This is a genomic window from Cognatiyoonia sp. (assembly GCF_965661665.1).
Taxonomy (GTDB): Bacteria; Pseudomonadota; Alphaproteobacteria; order Rhodobacterales; family Rhodobacteraceae; genus Cognatiyoonia.
In genome coordinates this window covers 1-15,930 of the sequence record NZ_CBFIEO010000023.1, presented here as the reverse complement: position 1 = coordinate 15,930, position 15,930 = coordinate 1, and the positions used below count along the sequence as shown (strand labels likewise).

At 55.1% G+C, this 15,930-nt stretch carries 19 protein-coding genes and 1 pseudogene; 9 read left to right on the top strand and 11 right to left on the bottom strand.

Annotated features, from left to right (window positions below):
• Positions 1–89: 89 nt before the first annotated feature.
• The 4 genes from ACTF5F_RS12935 (at position 90) to ACTF5F_RS12920 (ending at position 4,236) form a co-directional block, all read left to right on the top strand.
• Positions 90–389 (top strand): FtsB family cell division protein, encoded by a 300-nt coding sequence (locus ACTF5F_RS12935; protein WP_438957285.1) that lies wholly within the window; start codon positions 90–92, stop codon positions 387–389.
• 152 nt (positions 390–541) lie between these two features.
• Complete coding sequence (pdhA, locus tag ACTF5F_RS12930; RefSeq protein ID WP_438957284.1) at positions 542–1,543, top strand: pyruvate dehydrogenase (acetyl-transferring) E1 component subunit alpha; 1,002 nt, start codon at positions 542–544, stop codon at positions 1,541–1,543.
• A gap of 3 nt (positions 1,544–1,546) precedes the next feature.
• A complete protein-coding gene (locus ACTF5F_RS12925; protein WP_438957283.1) occupies positions 1,547–2,926 on the top strand; it encodes a pyruvate dehydrogenase complex E1 component subunit beta in 1,380 nt (459 codons plus the stop codon).
• A gap of 11 nt (positions 2,927–2,937) precedes the next feature.
• Positions 2,938–4,236 carry a pyruvate dehydrogenase complex dihydrolipoamide acetyltransferase gene (locus ACTF5F_RS12920; protein ID WP_438957282.1) on the top strand — a complete coding sequence of 433 codons (1,299 nt, stop codon included), beginning with the start codon at positions 2,938–2,940 and terminating at the stop codon, positions 4,234–4,236.
• Positions 4,237–4,309: 73 nt separating this feature from the next.
• Here the strand turns inward: ACTF5F_RS12920 and cysE are convergent, their stop codons facing one another.
• The 8 genes from cysE to fabD all read right to left on the bottom strand — a co-directional run bounded on the left by cysE (position 4,310) and on the right by fabD (position 10,486).
• Positions 4,310–5,128 (bottom strand): serine O-acetyltransferase, encoded by an 819-nt coding sequence (cysE, locus tag ACTF5F_RS12915; RefSeq protein ID WP_438957281.1) that lies wholly within the window; start codon positions 5,126–5,128, stop codon positions 4,310–4,312.
• A 104-nt stretch (positions 5,129–5,232) separates the two neighbouring features.
• Entirely contained in the window at positions 5,233–5,493 is a 261-nt protein-coding gene (locus ACTF5F_RS12910; RefSeq protein ID WP_438957280.1) for a DUF7742 family protein, read from the bottom strand.
• Positions 5,494–5,757 carry a hypothetical protein gene (locus ACTF5F_RS12905; RefSeq protein WP_438957279.1) on the bottom strand — a complete coding sequence of 88 codons (264 nt, stop codon included), beginning with the start codon at positions 5,755–5,757 and terminating at the stop codon, positions 5,494–5,496.
• 93 nt (positions 5,758–5,850) lie between these two features.
• Positions 5,851–7,005, bottom strand: a complete 1,155-nt coding sequence (mltG, locus tag ACTF5F_RS12900) for an endolytic transglycosylase MltG (RefSeq protein WP_438957278.1) — start codon at positions 7,003–7,005, stop codon at positions 5,851–5,853.
• Positions 7,005–8,267, bottom strand: coding sequence for a beta-ketoacyl-ACP synthase II (fabF, locus tag ACTF5F_RS12895; RefSeq protein ID WP_438957277.1), 1,263 nt, complete (start codon positions 8,265–8,267; stop codon positions 7,005–7,007). The genes mltG and fabF overlap by 1 nt, the downstream gene beginning before the upstream one ends.
• A 159-nt stretch (positions 8,268–8,426) precedes the next feature.
• Positions 8,427–8,660: an acyl carrier protein gene (locus ACTF5F_RS12890; RefSeq protein ID WP_438957276.1), complete on the bottom strand. Its 234-nt coding sequence runs from the start codon at positions 8,658–8,660 to the stop codon at positions 8,427–8,429.
• A 135-nt stretch (positions 8,661–8,795) separates the two neighbouring features.
• Complete coding sequence (gene fabG / locus ACTF5F_RS12885; protein ID WP_438957275.1) at positions 8,796–9,533, bottom strand: 3-oxoacyl-[acyl-carrier-protein] reductase; 738 nt, start codon at positions 9,531–9,533, stop codon at positions 8,796–8,798.
• 14 nt (positions 9,534–9,547) lie between these two features.
• Positions 9,548–10,486, bottom strand: coding sequence for an ACP S-malonyltransferase (gene fabD, locus ACTF5F_RS12880; protein WP_438957274.1), 939 nt, complete (start codon positions 10,484–10,486; stop codon positions 9,548–9,550).
• 621 nt (positions 10,487–11,107) lie between these two features.
• Between fabD and ACTF5F_RS12875 the strand changes: the two genes are divergently transcribed.
• Together ACTF5F_RS12875 and ACTF5F_RS12870 are read left to right on the top strand one after the other, a co-directional pair.
• Positions 11,108–11,335, top strand: a complete 228-nt coding sequence (locus ACTF5F_RS12875; protein ID WP_438957273.1) for a hypothetical protein — start codon at positions 11,108–11,110, stop codon at positions 11,333–11,335.
• Between the two features lie 45 nt (positions 11,336–11,380).
• Positions 11,381–11,830: a YceI family protein gene (locus ACTF5F_RS12870; RefSeq protein WP_438957301.1), complete on the top strand. Its 450-nt coding sequence runs from the start codon at positions 11,381–11,383 to the stop codon at positions 11,828–11,830.
• Positions 11,831–11,877: 47 nt separating this feature from the next.
• Here the strand turns inward: ACTF5F_RS12870 and ACTF5F_RS12865 are convergent.
• A pseudogene (locus ACTF5F_RS12865) lies at positions 11,878–12,454 on the bottom strand (YceI family protein).
• A 266-nt stretch (positions 12,455–12,720) separates the two neighbouring features.
• Here ACTF5F_RS12865 and rpsF point away from each other — a divergent pair.
• From rpsF to rplI, 3 genes are read left to right on the top strand one after another with little or no spacing between them, the layout of a single operon-like run.
• Entirely contained in the window at positions 12,721–13,074 is a 354-nt protein-coding gene (rpsF, locus tag ACTF5F_RS12860; protein WP_438957272.1) for a 30S ribosomal protein S6, read from the top strand.
• A gap of 26 nt (positions 13,075–13,100) precedes the next feature.
• A complete protein-coding gene (gene rpsR, locus ACTF5F_RS12855) occupies positions 13,101–13,328 on the top strand; it encodes a 30S ribosomal protein S18 (protein ID WP_438957271.1) in 228 nt (75 codons plus the stop codon).
• 12 nt (positions 13,329–13,340) lie between these two features.
• On the top strand, positions 13,341–13,979 hold the full coding sequence (gene rplI, locus ACTF5F_RS12850; protein WP_438957270.1) for a 50S ribosomal protein L9: 639 nt from the start codon (positions 13,341–13,343) through the stop codon (positions 13,977–13,979).
• 65 nt (positions 13,980–14,044) lie between these two features.
• On the opposite strand, the gene ACTF5F_RS12845 is transcribed toward rplI, so the two are convergent.
• Both ACTF5F_RS12845 and tig read right to left on the bottom strand, forming a co-directional pair.
• On the bottom strand, positions 14,045–14,521 hold the full coding sequence (locus ACTF5F_RS12845) for a hypothetical protein (protein WP_438957269.1): 477 nt from the start codon (positions 14,519–14,521) through the stop codon (positions 14,045–14,047).
• A gap of 123 nt (positions 14,522–14,644) precedes the next feature.
• Positions 14,645–15,928 (bottom strand): trigger factor, encoded by a 1,284-nt coding sequence (tig, locus tag ACTF5F_RS12840; protein ID WP_438957268.1) that lies wholly within the window; start codon positions 15,926–15,928, stop codon positions 14,645–14,647.
• Between the last annotated feature and the right edge of the window lie 2 nt (positions 15,929–15,930).

Genomic DNA, 15,930 nt, shown 5'->3' with positions numbered 1-15,930 from the left:
GCTGATCTCGCATTTAGGGGATTCACAAGACGAATCAGATGTGCGATTCTCTTTTTACTGACCAAACATAAGGTCAGAGAGGCAGAAAAATGACCCGCACGAACCTTCCCGCTTTGGGGCCGCTCTTTTACTTTTTGGGTACCGTTTTCATTGGCCTCTATTTCACGTTTGCGGCGGTGCAGGGCGATTATGGCGTTTTCAAACGGTCAGAGATTGCGGCAGAGAACCGCGCGCTTCGTTCGGAGCTTGAGCAGCTTCAAGTCGAAGTGGCACGTATGGAAAACCTCACAAAGCGGCTGTCTGATACCTACCTCGACCTTGATCTTTTGGATGAGCAAGCGCGTGACGTTCTGGGCCTCATTCGCGCTGATGAGATTGTCATCAACTAGCTGACAGCTTGCCAACCGCCTATGCACTGGGTGCAAGGCAGCAATTCCGCAGCAGGATGACCCAGCGGCACTTTTATAATGGCAATTCAAAACCACATCGAATATTAATAGTTTAACATTAAACTATTTGAGCGCGCTGTGGGAGGAACCTCATGCCACCAAAGAAGTCCGCTGCGAAATCCAATGTCTCAGCAGAAGAGCTGCTGGGTCATTATCGCGAAATGCTGATGATCCGCCGCTTTGAAGAGAAAGCTGGCCAACTTTACGGAATGGGTTTGATCGGTGGGTTCTGCCACCTCTACATCGGCCAAGAAGCTGTAGTTGTGGGGCTTGAGGCCGTTGCCAAAGACGGCGACAAGCGGATCACCTCGTACCGCGATCATGGGCATATGCTCGCCTGCGGCATGGACCCAAAGGGCATCATGGCAGAGCTGACGGGTCGCGAAGGTGGCTTTTCCAAAGGCAAAGGCGGCTCCATGCATATGTTCTCCAAAGAAAAGCATTTCTACGGCGGGCACGGCATTGTTGCGGCGCAGGTTCCTCTGGGTGCGGGTCTGGCCTTTGCTGACAAATACAACGGCACCGACAATGTGACCTTCACCTATTTTGGCGACGGTGCGGCAAACCAAGGCCAGGTCTATGAGACCTACAACATGGCCGAGCTTTGGGACCTTCCAGTGGTCTTTGTGATTGAGAACAACCAATACGCTATGGGCACATCCGTTGCCCGCTCCACCAAATCCCCGTCCCTTTGGGAGCGTGGTGCCGCCTATGGCATTCCAGGCGAAGAAGTTGACGGAATGAACGTGCTGGAGGTCAAAGCAGCCGGCGAGCGTGCCGTAAAACATTGCCGCGCTGGCAAAGGCCCTTACATCCTTGAAGTGAAGACTTACCGCTACCGCGGACACTCCATGTCCGACCCTGCGAAATATCGGACCCGCGAAGAAGTCCAGAAAATGCGCGATGAGCGTGACCCAATTGAGCAGGTACGTGAGATGTTGCTGACCGGCAAGCACGCTTCTGAGGATGATCTCAAAGCCATCGACAAAGAAATCAAAGCGATCGTGAACGAGGCGGCTGAATTCTCAAAAGAAAGCCCTGAGCCCGCACTGGAAGAGCTTTGGACAGACATTTACGCAGAGGCGGAGGCTTAAATCATGGCAACTGAACTACTTATGCCCGCCCTATCCCCAACGATGGAAGAAGGCACCTTGGCGAAATGGCTGGTGAAAGAAGGCGACACCGTTTCATCCGGCGACATCATCGCGGAGATTGAAACAGACAAAGCCACGATGGAATTCGAAGCTGTCGACGAAGGTGTCATGGGTAAGATTGTCGTGGCCGAAGGCACCGAAGGTGTGAAGGTCAACGACGTGATAGCGATTCTCGTCGAGGAAGGTGAAGACGTGCCAGAGGCTGGCGCGGCCCCTACGAAAGCGGACAGCACGCCAGACGATGCCCCTATCGCGTCAGAACCGGCAGCCACCGTTCCTGCCGCCGCTAAGCCCGCAGAAATGCCCGCCGATGCAACGCCCGATTGGGACGAAGGGACCGAAGTGAAATCCACAACCGTCCGCGAAGCCCTGCGCGATGCGATGGCAGAAGAGATGCGCCGTGATGAGACCGTCTTCCTGATGGGCGAAGAGGTTGCTGAATACCAAGGTGCCTACAAAATCTCTCAAGGTCTGCTGGATGAATTCGGCTCCAAACGGGTGATCGACACGCCGATTACGGAGCATGGTTTTGCAGGCATAGGCACGGGCGCGGCCTTTGGTGGTCTGCGCCCGATAGTGGAGTTCATGACATTTAACTTCGCCATGCAAGGCATCGACCACATTATCAACTCTGCGGCCAAGACGCTTTACATGTCTGGCGGTCAGATGGGGGCATCAATGGTGTTCCGTGGTCCAAACGGTGCCGCCGCCCGCGTCGGTGCGCAACACTCGCAGGACTACGCTGCATGGTACATGCAGGTGCCTGGTCTGAAGGTGGCGATGCCCTATTCGGCCGCAGATGCGAAGGGTCTGCTCAAGACCGCGATCCGCGATCCCAGCCCAGTGATCTTCCTTGAGAATGAGATCCTTTACGGCAAATCCTTCGATGTGCCGGTGATGGATGACTTCACCATTCCTTTCGGCAAGGCCAAGATCGAGCGTGGTGGCGATGATGTGACCATCGTCTCCTTTGGGATCGGGATGACCTACGCCTTGGAAGCAGCTGAAAAGCTTGTAGAAGATGGGATCAGTGCTGAGGTGATCAACCTGCGGTCTTTGCGTCCGATGGACACTGCGACGATCCTTGCCTCCGTCCAGAAGACCAACCGTTGTGTGACGGTGGAAGAAGGCTGGCCACAAGGCTCCGTCGGAAGCTACATCAGCAGCGTGATCATGCGGCAGGCGTTTGATTATCTGGATGCCCCTGTAATCAACTGCACCGGCAAGGACGTGCCAATGCCTTATGCCGCCAACCTTGAACGTCACGCGCTGATCACGACTGACGAAGTGATCACAGCGGTCAAGCAAGTCACTTACCGGTAAGGAGAGACGAGATGCCAATTGAACTCCTCATGCCCGCCCTCTCCCCCACGATGGAGGAAGGCAAGCTGGCCAAATGGCTGGTGAAAGAAGGCGATACCATCTCATCCGGTGATCTGATCGCGGAGATTGAGACCGACAAAGCGACTATGGAATTCGAAGCCGTCGACGAAGGCGTTATGGGCAGGATCATGGTCGCCGAAGGCACCGAGGGCGTCAAAGTGAATGACGTCATCGCCGTGTTGCTGGAAGATGGTGAAAGCGCGGAAGATATTGGTGCTGCGCCTGCCAAAGCGCCGGAGGCCCTAAAGGCCGACGCGGGCGCAGAGGCGGGCCCCAGCTGGGGCTCCGATAAGCCCGCCACCCCTGTTCCCGCAGCGCCAGCGAAAGATGGTACGCGGATCTTTGTGACGCCGCTCGCCCGTCGCATTGCAGCGGACAAAGGTTTGGACCTCACTCAAATCCAAGGCTCCGGCCCGTATGGCCGCATCGTGAAAGCAGACGTCGAAGGTGCGACCGCCGCACCAAAAGCCGCACCCGCCGCCGCTCCTGCCGCAGCACCAGCTGCAACATTGGCGGCAGGCCCGGCCACGGACGTGGTGCAAAAAACCTATGCCGACCGCCCGCATGAAGAGGTTATGTTGGATGGTATGCGAAAAACCATCGCTGCACGTCTGACCGAAGCCAAACAGTCGGTTCCACATTTCTACCTGCGACGCGACATCGTGCTGGATGAACTTTTGAAGTTCCGCAGCCATCTCAACAAACAGTTGCAGCCGCGCGGCGTGAAGTTGTCGGTCAATGACTTCATCATCAAAGCCTGTGCTTTGGCTTTGCAACAAGTGCCAGCTGCGAACGCCGTGTTTGCAGGGGATCGGACGTTGCAGTTCGAGAAATCAGATGTGGCCGTCGCTGTAGCCATCGAAGGCGGTCTTTTCACTCCAGTGCTGAAAGACGCAGAAAGCAAATCCCTGTCCGTCCTGTCGGCAGAGATGAAAGACCTCGCCACCCGTGCGCGCGACCGCAAGCTTGTACCGCATGAATATCAGGGCGGCAGCTTCGCAATATCTAATCTCGGCATGTATGGCATCGATAACTTCGATGCGATTATCAACCCGCCGCATGCGGCCATTCTAGCCGTGGGTGCCGGTGCCAAGAAAGCGATTGTTGACGAAGATGGTGAGCTGACAGTGGGCACGGTGATGTCCACCACACTAAGCGTCGATCACCGTGTGATTGATGGGGCGCTTGGGGCTGACTTGCTCAACGCGATCAAAGCCAATCTCGAAAACCCGATGGGCATGTTGGCGTAAGCCCGACTAAGTCCAAAAAGAACGGGCGGTCGCTGGTGCAGCGGCCGCCCTTTTCGTTTAAATCTCTCGGCTGTTAGGACGCGCCGCCGCATCCATTCAGCAGTTGGTCCATTGTAAGCGATGGCTGGCTACACCCTGCTTCCCCAACAATCTTGGCTGGCACGCCTGCCACGGTCTTCATCGGCGGAACAGGTTGTAGAACAACAGAACCAGCCGCAATGCGGCTGCAATGGCCAATCTCGATATTGCCGAGCACATGCGCGCCGGCACCAATCAGCACACCATCGCCGATCTTTGGATGGCGGTCGTCGTCTTCTTTGCCAGTCCCGCCCAGCGTCACCGAATGCAGCATGGAGACATTGTCGCCCACAACCGCAGTTTCCCCAATCACGATCGAATGGGCGTGATCGATCATGATACCTTTGCCAATCCGCGCGGCAGGGTGGATATCCACGCCAAACACTTCGGAGGTGCGCATCTGGATGAAATAGGCGAGGTCTTTTTTACCCTGCCCCCAAAGCCAATATGCAAGGCGGTAGGCTTGGACAGCCTGAAATCCTTTGAAGAACAAGAGCGGCTGAAGGAAGCGGTGGCAAGCAGGGTCACGGTCCACAATCGCCACGATGTCGGCACGGGCGGCCAAGGCCAGCTCAGGCTCCGCCTCATAAGCGTTTGTGGCGATGTCCCGCAGCGTCTGCTCTGACATCTCGGTGGAGGCCAGTTTCATGGCGATCCGGTAGCCCAGGGCGTTCTCAAACGAGCTGTGGTTAAGGATGCCAGCGTGGACCACGCTACCCATCAACGCCTCATCATTGATCGTGTCGCGGCCTTCGTCGCAGATACGCTGCCAAACTGGATCGACTTCGCGGAGGGAGGTTTTCGCAATCGCCATGGCTTCTTCCTTGCTCTAGGGGCCGCACACATAGCGCAGATAGCCACTTTTCGCAAAGTTGAAAGATGTGATCTCAATAATCAGTGATCGTGATCCGTCGCCGATTAGAGAATAGTGAGCAAATCCTTGAGGCACCGGCGATAATGGCGGTCACAGGGATTGGCGGGAAGCTGCCCAACCCCTGCTGCGCTTTGCAGCGTCCCCGTTCCAAACTGCGGATGGGGTTTGCGCAGGCGTTTGCGATAACGGTCGGCGATCTGTGCGCTGGTCACGATCTGTGTCAAACGCTTGGGCTGCTCTGTCTCAGACAAGTGCCAGACCACGCGGATGGCTGCGTCTAGATCCATCAGGTGAATAGGCCGCATTTAAGAGGTTGCAGTGATGATCCGCTCTGGTCCCGCCCCATAACGGTCGGAGAGTTGCGCAACATAGATATCGAACGAACCAGATGCGAGGTCAGTTGCCATTGCTGCCGACGGGTATATCCAGGAGACGTCAGAGACCGTCACCGATTTGATCCGTACACCCGCCTGCCATACGTCGATTTTGTAAGCCTCTGTGATCTCCCCCAACGGCACGTCAGAGGCGCCCCAACTGTCTTTTTGTCCAGCGCGCTCAGTGAACACCATACGATGCACCAATCGGTTAATGGACCGAACTGCACACTCCCAAATAGGAAACCCACCATGTTGGCGGGTTTCAATGTCTCGTACTTGGATGGATCAGTTATTTGAGCGTTCAGCCTCAATCGCGCGCCAAGCGGCAACATTGCGATTGTGATCGTCGAGATTGGTCGCAAACGCGTGCCCCCCTGTCCCGTCAGCCACAAAGAAAATGTATTCTGTGGTATCGGGATTGAGCGCCGCTTCGATGCTGGCTTTGCCTGGGTTCGCAATCGGCGTCGGGGGGAGGCCTTCGATGACATAAGTGTTCCAAGCGGTTCGTCTGCGAAGCTCACTCTGCCTCAATCCTCGGCTCAGAATACCCTGCCCCTTTGTAATACCATAGATGACCGTTGGGTCTGTCTGCAGCTTCATCCCACGGTTCAAGCGGTTGGTGAACACGCTGGCCACCTGCCGCCGTTCGTCGGCCAGCCCAGTTTCTTTCTCCACGATACTCGCCAAGATCAGCGCCTCTTCAGGCGACGACAGCGGCACGCCATCGGCGCGGTTGGCCCATGCCTCGGCAAGGATCGTTTCTTGGTCATCGATCATCCGCGCAATGATCTCTGAGCGATCGTCATTGAGGCGGAATTCATAGCTACCGGGAGCGAGTCTACCTTCCGCTGGAACCTCGCTGATTTCGCCGTCAAAAACGTCAATGGCCTCAAGACTCGTCGCGATCTGCCAACTTGTTACGCCTTCCGCAATTGCCACACGGAACCGCGTATCTGCTTCGTCTTTGACATCCAGATAAGCCGCAGGCGCATCTTCCTCGATCGGGTTGAACACTGCAACCTCAGTAAATTGGTTGGTCGCCGGATCAAGCTCGCGCACCTGCACCTGTGTGCGAGTAACACCGACACGGTAGACAACTTCTGTACCACAGGTGCTGACGCCACTGGCCGTGATCGACTCCACAATCTCCTGCATGGAAGCACCTTCCTCAATCAGAAAGCTCCCGGCTTTAAGAAGTTGCGCCCGTTCGGAATAATCTGCACCAATCCGAAGCAGTGCAGCCGAACTGATCGCACCATCGTTGGCCAGTTGATTGCTAACAGCACGCATATTGGAGCCACTGGCCACCTTGAGACAAATCGCAGTCGCCAATGGCCCTTTAGCCCGATACTGGTTGCCGCCCCAAGCGATGACACCTGCGACCAAAAACAGCGCCACGATCAGAAAGGTGATCGCGTTCGAAGCAATGTGTCGCCACATCAATCAACTTTCCCAAAGACGACGCTGGCGTTGGTGCCGCCAAACCCGAATGAGTTGGACAGGGCGATGTTGATCTCACGCTCGCGCTTGCTATTAGCGCAGAGGTCTACCTCGGTCTCTGCATCCAATTTGTCGAGGTTGATCGTCGGTGGGGCCACCTGATCGCGGATCGCGAGGATGGAGAAGATCGCCTCAATCGCGCCAGCCGCGCCAAGCAGGTGACCTGTCGCGGATTTCGTCGAGGACATGGTCAGCTTTGCAGCGGCGTCTTCGCCAACCATGCGCTCAACAGCGCTAAGTTCGATGGTGTCGGCCATTGTCGAGGTGCCGTGCGCGTTCACATAATCAATCTGGCTCGGCTCAATGCCTGCGTTCCGGCAAGCCGCGCGCATCGCACGTTCCGCACCTTCATGGTCAGGCGGCGGGGCTGTGATGTGATGTGCGTCGCCGCTCAAACCATACCCCAGCACCTCACCGTAAATTTTCGCGCCTCGCGCCTTCGCGTGCTCGTATTCTTCCAGTACGACGATGCCCGCACCCTCTCCCATGACAAAACCATCACGGTCCGCGTCCCAAGGACGGCTGGCCGTAGTCGGATCGTCCGCGCGACCAGTCGACAGCGCCTTACACGCATTGAAGCCCGCGATCCCTAACCGACAAATCGCTGCCTCGGCACCACCCGCGATCATCACATCCGCATCCCCGTGCTGGATCAGGCGGGAAGCATCTCCAATCGCATGAGCCCCTGTCGAACAAGCGGTCACAACCGAATGGTTCGGGCCTTTGAACCCGTATTTGATGGACACTTGGCCAGAGATCAGATTGATCAATGCGCCAGGCACGAAGAAGGGCGAAATCCGCCTTGGCCCTTTCTCTTCCAAGACAATCGACGCATTGGCGATTGAATTCAGCCCGCCGATGCCAGATCCGATCAACACGCCTGTGCGCCAGAGATCTTCATCAGCCTCGGGCTTCCAACCGGAATCCTCAATCGCTTGCTGTGCCGCTGCCATTCCAAAGACGATAAACGTATCGACCTTACGCTGCTCTTTCGGATCCATGTAGGCATCAGCGTTGAATGTCCCATCGCTGCCATCGCCTCGCGGCACTTCGCAAGCATATGTCGTGGAGAGTCCCTCTGAATCAAAGCCAGTGATTGTTCCTGCGCCGGACTGTCCGTCGAGGACGCGAGACCACGTCTCCTCCACCCCATCAGCAAGCGGCGTTACAAGACCCAGACCTGTTACGACTACACGGCGCATTTGCGTCCCCCAATGTCTTCTTTTCTTGATGGTTTGATACCCCACGCGGACAAGCAGGGGCAAGAGCAAGAGTATGGATGCCACACGCAGCGCGAATACCAGTCCTCAAAAGAAAAACAGCGCTCAAAGGAGCGCTGTCTTTAATTCGTCTGGCAGCGATTAGGCCGCGTCAGAGATAAACTTAACTGCGTCGCCGAAAGACTGGATTGTTTCGGCAGCATCGTCAGGAATTTCGATCCCAAACTCTTCTTCGAATGCCATAACCAGTTCGACAGTGTCCAAGCTGTCAGCGCCAAGATCGTCGATGAAGGATGCACCTTCGACAACTTTGTCTTCTTCGACACCGAGGTGCTCGACTACAATTTTCTTAACGCGGTCTGCGACGTCGCTCATATTAAGTCCTCACATGTTTTTTGGGCGTTTGCCCGGATTTTGGCCGCGTGCCGCACACGACCGTATTCAATGGTGAGGGGCCTATAACAGAGAATTGCCCCCGCGCAAACGAAATCGCGACAGTTTCACACGCTCTTACAACATGGCCATCCCGCCATTCACATGCAAGGTCGTGCCTGTGACGTAGCCGGCTTCAGCGCTTGCAAGATAGTTCACCGCGGCGGCAACCTCATCAGCGTCACCAATGCGGCCCGCTGGCACCTGCCCCAGGATTTGAGCGCGTTGCTCTCCATTCAGTTTGTCGGTCATTGCCGTGTTGATGAACCCTGGTGCGATGCAGTTGACCGTAATGCCTCGGCTAGCCACCTCATAGGCAATGGATTTTGACATGCCGACAACGCCCGCCTTTGACGCAGCATAATTGGCCTGACCTGGATTACCTGTGGCCCCTACCACACTGGTAATATTAACAATTCTACCCCAGCGCGCCTTCATCATCCCGCGGATAACGCCCTTAGACAGGTACATGGTTGAGGTCAGATTGACCTCCAACACGCTGGCCCATTCTTCATCCGACATCCGCATGAAAATATTGTCGCGGGTGATGCCAGCGTTGTTGACGAGTATATCCACCGATCCCATCGCGTCAGCCGCCGACTTGGGAAGCGCTGTAACCGCCTCCGCATCGCTCAGATTGCACGGCAGGACATGCACCCGATCGCCCAATTCAGCCGCCAAAGCTTCCAATGGCTCCACCCGTGTGCCAGACAATCCGACCGTTGCGCCCGCACTGTGCAGACCCTTAGCAATCGCGCCACCGATACCGCCAGAGGCACCGGTTACCAAAGCGTTTTTCCCTGTTAAATCAAACATCTGCCATCTGCCCTTTATGCTTTTATTGCGGCTGCGACCGCTTTTACATCGTCTGGCGCTCCGACCGTCGCGGTCGCCATGTCTTTGTGAATGCGTCGGATCATGCCGGTCAGCGCCTTGCCTGGACCAATCTCAACCGTGTCAATCACGCCCGCACCCGCCATCCAAAGAACGCTCTCACGCCACCGCACGGAGCTCGTGACCTGATCTACCAAGAGCGACCGGATGGTTGTGGCGTCGCTGATCGGCTCTGCAACCACATTCGCCACAACTGGAATGGCCGGATCATTGATATCGACCTCAGCCAAAGCACGCGCCATCGCTTCCGCGGCTGGCGCCATCAGCGAGCAATGGAATGGTGCGCTTACCGGCAGCAGCATCGCGCGGCGTGCCCCCTTTTCCTTTGCGATTTCCACCGCTCGTTCGATAGCAGCTTTATGACCAGAAACAACGACTTGCGCGGGGTCGTTATCGTTGGCCGCTTGACAAACCTCTCCTTGCGCTGCGGCCTCTGCTACATCTTGCGTTGTCTCAAAGTCTAACCCCAACAGCGCCGCCATCGCACCCACACCAACAGGCACGGCGGCTTGCATCGCCTCGCCCCGCGTACGTAGCAATTTGGCTGTGTCTGAAATGGTCAACGCCCCTGCCGCGGCCAAGGCGCTGTACTCGCCAAGGGAATGCCCTGCAACATAACTGGCATCTGAAATCGTGACCCCTTCGGCCTCCAACGCGCGCATCGCCGCAAGCGACGTCGCCATCAAAGCCGGTTGCGCGTTCTGCGTCAGTGTCAGATCAGCGATATCGCCGTCCCAAATGAGATCAGACAGCTTTTCGCCCAACGCCTCATCAACCTCATCAAAAACCGCTTTCGCGCTCGGATAAGCGTCAGCCAACGCCTTTCCCATCCTAATGGCCTGAGCGCCTTGGCCTGGAAACACAAATGCCCGCATGGTTTGCTCCCCACTTTATGTCTTTATTGAGCAGTATATCGCCAACCCCAGTCGCACAAGCGTATTGCGGCAGACACAAAAACGCACATGTCCGTTGCGCAGTTGGCGATTGGTTTACAAGCCCGTTCACTCTAACCTCTCGCCAACAGATCAAGAGGCAAAACATGGCACTTCAAAACATGGCAACACATTATGGAAGCGTCAGTAAGCTCTTTCACTGGACAACGCCCCTTTGATTATTGAGATTGCACCATTGGGTGTCGCAGCAACCAATGCACCTTTTGAAACATCTAATCAGCCCGCCACCGAAGCGATGCTGTTCTCGATCCACAAAACGCTTGGCGTTTTGGTCTTTTTCATCGCCTCACTGCGAATTCTATGGGCTATCTCACAGCCGAAACCAGCGCCGATGCAAAGCTAGAGACCTTCCTGGCCGAAGTCGTTCATTGGCTGCTCTACGGCTCGCTCGTCTTGGCGCCTCTCAGCGGCTAGATCCACAATGCTGCGACGACCGGATTTGCGCCTATCTGGCGGCCGTTTGGTCAAAGCCTGCCGTTCGTTCCCAAATCTGAAAGAGTGGCACACCTTTTCGGCAGCTTGCATTTGTTTTGGACAAAAGTGATGATGGCATCCGTCGTGCACCACATCGCCGAGGCGTTAAAGCATCAATTCATCGACAAAGACGCCAAGCTCAGACGCAGGTGTTTCGGCTCAATCGGCGCTCTCAGCCTTCCCCAAGCCGCAAAGTCTATCACAGCACCTGTGACTGCCATTGCTATCTTCGCAGCCACTGGCTTTGGCGCCGTTGCCATCCAGCCGGAGGAGGCTCTGGACGAAGCTCCAGAATAAACGCTTGAGGCGCTTTCGTCGGACTGGACGGTCGAGCCTGGCACGATTGGTATCACAATCAAACAGTTTGGCAGCGAGGTCTCAGGCAGTTTTGAAGACTGGACCTCGGTTATTGAATTTGATCCAGAGACTGGAACTGGATCAGTTGAAACCACCATCGCTATCAATTCCCTGACGCTTGGTTCTGTCACCAGCCAAGCGATGGGCGCGGATTTCTTCGACGCTGAAACTTTCCCGACCGCAACCTTTGTTGCCGACATCACGCCCTTTGACGCTGGCGGATATGTGGCCAGTGGAACGCTGTCAGTTAAAGATCAAAGCGTTCTTATAGATCTGCCCTTCGGCCTTGACTTCGACGGCCCAAGGGCGGCAATGGCGGGATCTTTATCCGTCAACAGGCTCGACTTCGGTGTCGGAACGAACATGCCAGATGAAACAAACCTCGCGTTTGAGATCCGCATCAACACCGACCTGATCGCCACCTTCAACCCATAAAAAAGTCCCCCGTGAGGGGGGGGGGCTAGAAAATGTATTCAATGACCTTAGCTTGCGCTCTCGGTCTCGATTGAGATCATCACATCGACCTCATCACTAATGAACGGTGCGAACTGACCAAGGTTGAAATCTGACCGCAGAATTTGCGTTGTCGCGTCAAACCCTGCCCACGGTTTGTTCGCCATCGGGTGCTCACCCACTTGGTTCAACTTGGCATCCAAAACGATAGACTTTGTCACACCGATGAGCGTCAGATCACCAGTGATCATCGCTGTGTTTTCGCCCGTCACTTCTATGCTGGTAGAGTCAAAGGACACCAACTTATCCTCGGTCGCACCAAAGAAATTATCGGACATGAAATGGCCATACCGCTGTTCCCAGACGGTAAACATGCTCATCACTGTCATGGAGACGGACACAGTAGACGCCGCGGAATCATCTTGGTCGAAAGAAATGTCGCCTTAAAGCCTGAGAAATGCAGTCGGTCGTTGAAAACCCAAGGTGGTTGTAGCTGAACACAATCTCGCTGTGGAAGGCGTCGTGCGTATAGGCCTCAGGCTCTGCCAAGGCGACAGATACGGCGAGGCTTGCGGCGACGAACTGCAACAAGAAGGTTGATTTCAAGGGGATATGCTTTCGGGTTGAATTCTGCGTTGGCCGCCAACTTGGGTTAAACGCCCATACGTACTCAATTCGGCAAATCTGAACATAAACTGCTCATACCCTCCGACCACTTGAAAAACCGTGCAAAAGGCTTGCGTCATAAGGGCATTGGTGTAAAAGGCTGCATCTGGCCGCAAGAGTTTGAACTGCGCATCCTCTCGTGAATTGGGCGTGGCCAGATTAAAGGCCCGGTTCTTTGAAGTGCGTCGAACATGAATGGAGATCACATGCCACTGTATGAGCATGTTATGATTGCGCGTCAGGACCTGTCCAACTCGCAAGCTGAAAGCCTCATTGAACACTTCGGTACTGTTCTTGCTGACAATGAAGGCAAACTGCTGGAAAGCGAGTACTGGGGCGTCAAAACGATGGCCTACAAAATCAACAAGAACCGCAAGGGCCACTACGCCCTGCTACGCACAGATGCACCTGCACCTGCTGTTCAGGAAATGGAGCGCCTGATGCGTCTGCATGAAGACGTTATGCGGGTTCTAACAATCAAGGTTGATGCGCACGAAGACGGCCCATCCATCCAGATGCAGAAACGTGACGAACGCGACAGCCGTCGCGAGCGCCGCTAATTCAGATCAGGAAAGGAACCTCACCTATGGCATCTAAACCATTTTTCCGCCGTCGTAAGTCCGATCCGTTTGAGGGCGATAACGCTCCAAAGATCGACTACAAAGACACACGTTTGCTTCAGCGCTACATCTCTGAGCGCGGCAAAATCGTTCCAGCTCGTATCACGGCTGTTGGCGCAAAGAACCAGCGTAAGCTTGCTCAGGCAATCAAACGCGCACGCTTCCTTGCCCTGCTGCCTTATGCTGTAAAGTAAGGAGCCGATCAGATGGAAGTCATTCTACTCGAACGCGTCGCAAAGCTTGGCCAGATGGGCGAAGTCGTGAACGTCAAACAGGGTTATGCCCGCAACTTCCTTTTGCCTCAGGGCAAAGCACTGCGCGCAAACTCCGCGAACCTTGCCAAGTTTGAAGCTGAGAAAACTCAAATGGAAGCACGCAACCTTGAGACCAAGAAAGAAGCAGAAAGCCTTGCTGAGAAGCTCGACGGACAGCAGTTTATCGTGATTCGCTCCGCTTCTGACGCGGGTGCGCTCTACGGCTCTGTCACAACACGTGACGCCGCAGAGGTCGCAACCGAAGGTGGGTTCTCTATCGAGAAGCGTCAGGTTGTTCTGACCGGTCCGATCAAGGAACTGGGTCTGCACAATGTAAACGTGCAGCTCCACCCAGAGGTTGACGCGACTATTCAGCTGAACGTCGCACGCTCCGAAGAAGAAGCTGAGCTTCAGGCATCAGGCAAGTCCATTCAGGAACTGGCCGCTGAAGAAGAAGCTGCTGCTGAATTTGAGATCGAACAGCTGTTCGACGATATTGGCGCAGCGCAGGCAGAAGACAATGAGCTTTTGCCGTCTCAGGACGAAGAGTCTGCAGAGAACGCAGCTGAGAACGCCTCAGAAGACGAGTAATCACTCGCTCACTCGCATTGAAAAGGCCGCGTAAATTACGCGGCCTTTTTCGTTGGATCACATGACTAGCGCCGGAACGTTTCCATCCGCAATTGCGCATCACAAAACTGCCCGTCATACGTGCCCACCCAGATATCAATCCGGCCATTGACTGGACGTGTCAGTACGATCTTGGGGTCGTAATTCCCATTGTCGTCATCGTCATAATACCAACCAGCGGAGGCAGTATTGATGAGCAGAGCACTGTCACAATTACTGACCGCACTGATTTCCAGCTTCAGACCGCCCATGCCGCTCAAATCAAACGAAAAGTCAGGCCGGGAGGTAAAATACCCTGCCCCCTGATCTGTGCCGGGGCGGACATTTGGGCAGTCCCAAATGTAATTATCGCCCCCTGCGACCACACCAAAAAACCGCGGCTGTCGAAGCTGTGCGCCGCGGGCCTGATAAGCCTCAACCGCTTGAATATTATAATCTGGACACGCTTGTGCCGCACCATAGCTTCCAAAAAACGCAACGGCGGCGGCCAAGAAAAGTCTCATCGTTATCTCCAAGGTAGCTCTGAGGTAAACTTATCTGTGTGATGCCTTCGAAACAAGGCTCTCAGCGGCGCAAAAAATTAGGGCGCCCCGAAAGACGCCCTAACCGAATGAATTTAAACAGCTTTATTCGTTTTCAAGCGATTCCACAGCTTTTGTCAGCTCGTCCTTGGACACCTCTTTGTCCTTAACGGCGGCCTGTTCGAAGATGTGATCGACGACCTTATCCTCAAACATCGGCGCTTGAAGCTGCTGGCGGAACTCGGTGTTCTGTTGCACGAATTCAAAGAACTGGCGCTCCTGACCTGGGTACTGGCGCGCTTGGTTCATGATCGCTTGCGTCATTTCCGCGTCTGTGACTTGAACCTCTGCTTTCTGACCAATATCCGCCAACAGCAGCCCCAATTTCACGCGGCGCTCGGCCAGCTTGGTGTGCTCTTTCGTTGGCTCAATCTCTGGATGATCGTGGCCCTGAACCTCTGGGTTTTCTTCATGCCACAACTGGTGCGCAATCTGACCTGCTTCAGCAGACACAAGGCTTTCAGGAAGCTCAAACTTCACTTTTTTGTCTAAAACGTCGAGCAAAGCGCGCTTTGTGACCGCGCGTGCGGCGCCTTTGTACTCTTCTTCCAGCCGCTCAGTGATCTGCGCTTTCAAAGCGGCAAGATCTTCCGCACCAAACTGCTTGGCCATCTCATCATCGATGACAGCGGCTTTTGGCTCTTTCACAGCTTTCACCGTGCATTCAAAAACAGCGGCTTTGCCGGCTAGATGTTCAGCCTGATACTCTTCAGGGAATGTTACTTCGACGTTTTTTTCATCACCATCTTTCACACCAACTAACTGATCTTCAAAGCCTGGGATGAAAGAGTTGGACCCGAGAACCAGCGGATAGTCATCAGCCTGACCGCCTTCGAACGGCTCACCATCAACCTTACCAAGGAAATCGATCACAACCTGATCGCCCTCTTTCGCCTTTGAGCCCTTCTTGCGGTCCTCAAAGCTCTGCGCGGTCTCACCCAGCTTGCCCAGCGCTTCTTCCACAGAGGCGTCATCTGCCTTTACAACCATACGCTCCAGCTTGATCTTGGAAAAATCAGACTCTGGCACATCAGGAAGACGTTCGTAGGACACTTCAACATTAATGTCGTCGCCCTCTTTCCAGTCTTCGTTGGTCATTTTCATTTCAGGCTGCTGCGCCGGACGGTCGCCGGACTCTTCCAAGTGAGAGTTCAGCGCGCCATCAATGCTTTCTTGCATCGCTTCGCCCATCAAACGCTGGCCAAATTGCTTCCGCAAAAGCGCCATGGGCACTTTGCCTTTACGGAAACCTTTCATTTCGACTTCCGGCTGTGCTTCGGTCAGCTTCTCGGTGACTTTGCTGTCAAGCTCGGCTGCCGTAACGACAATTT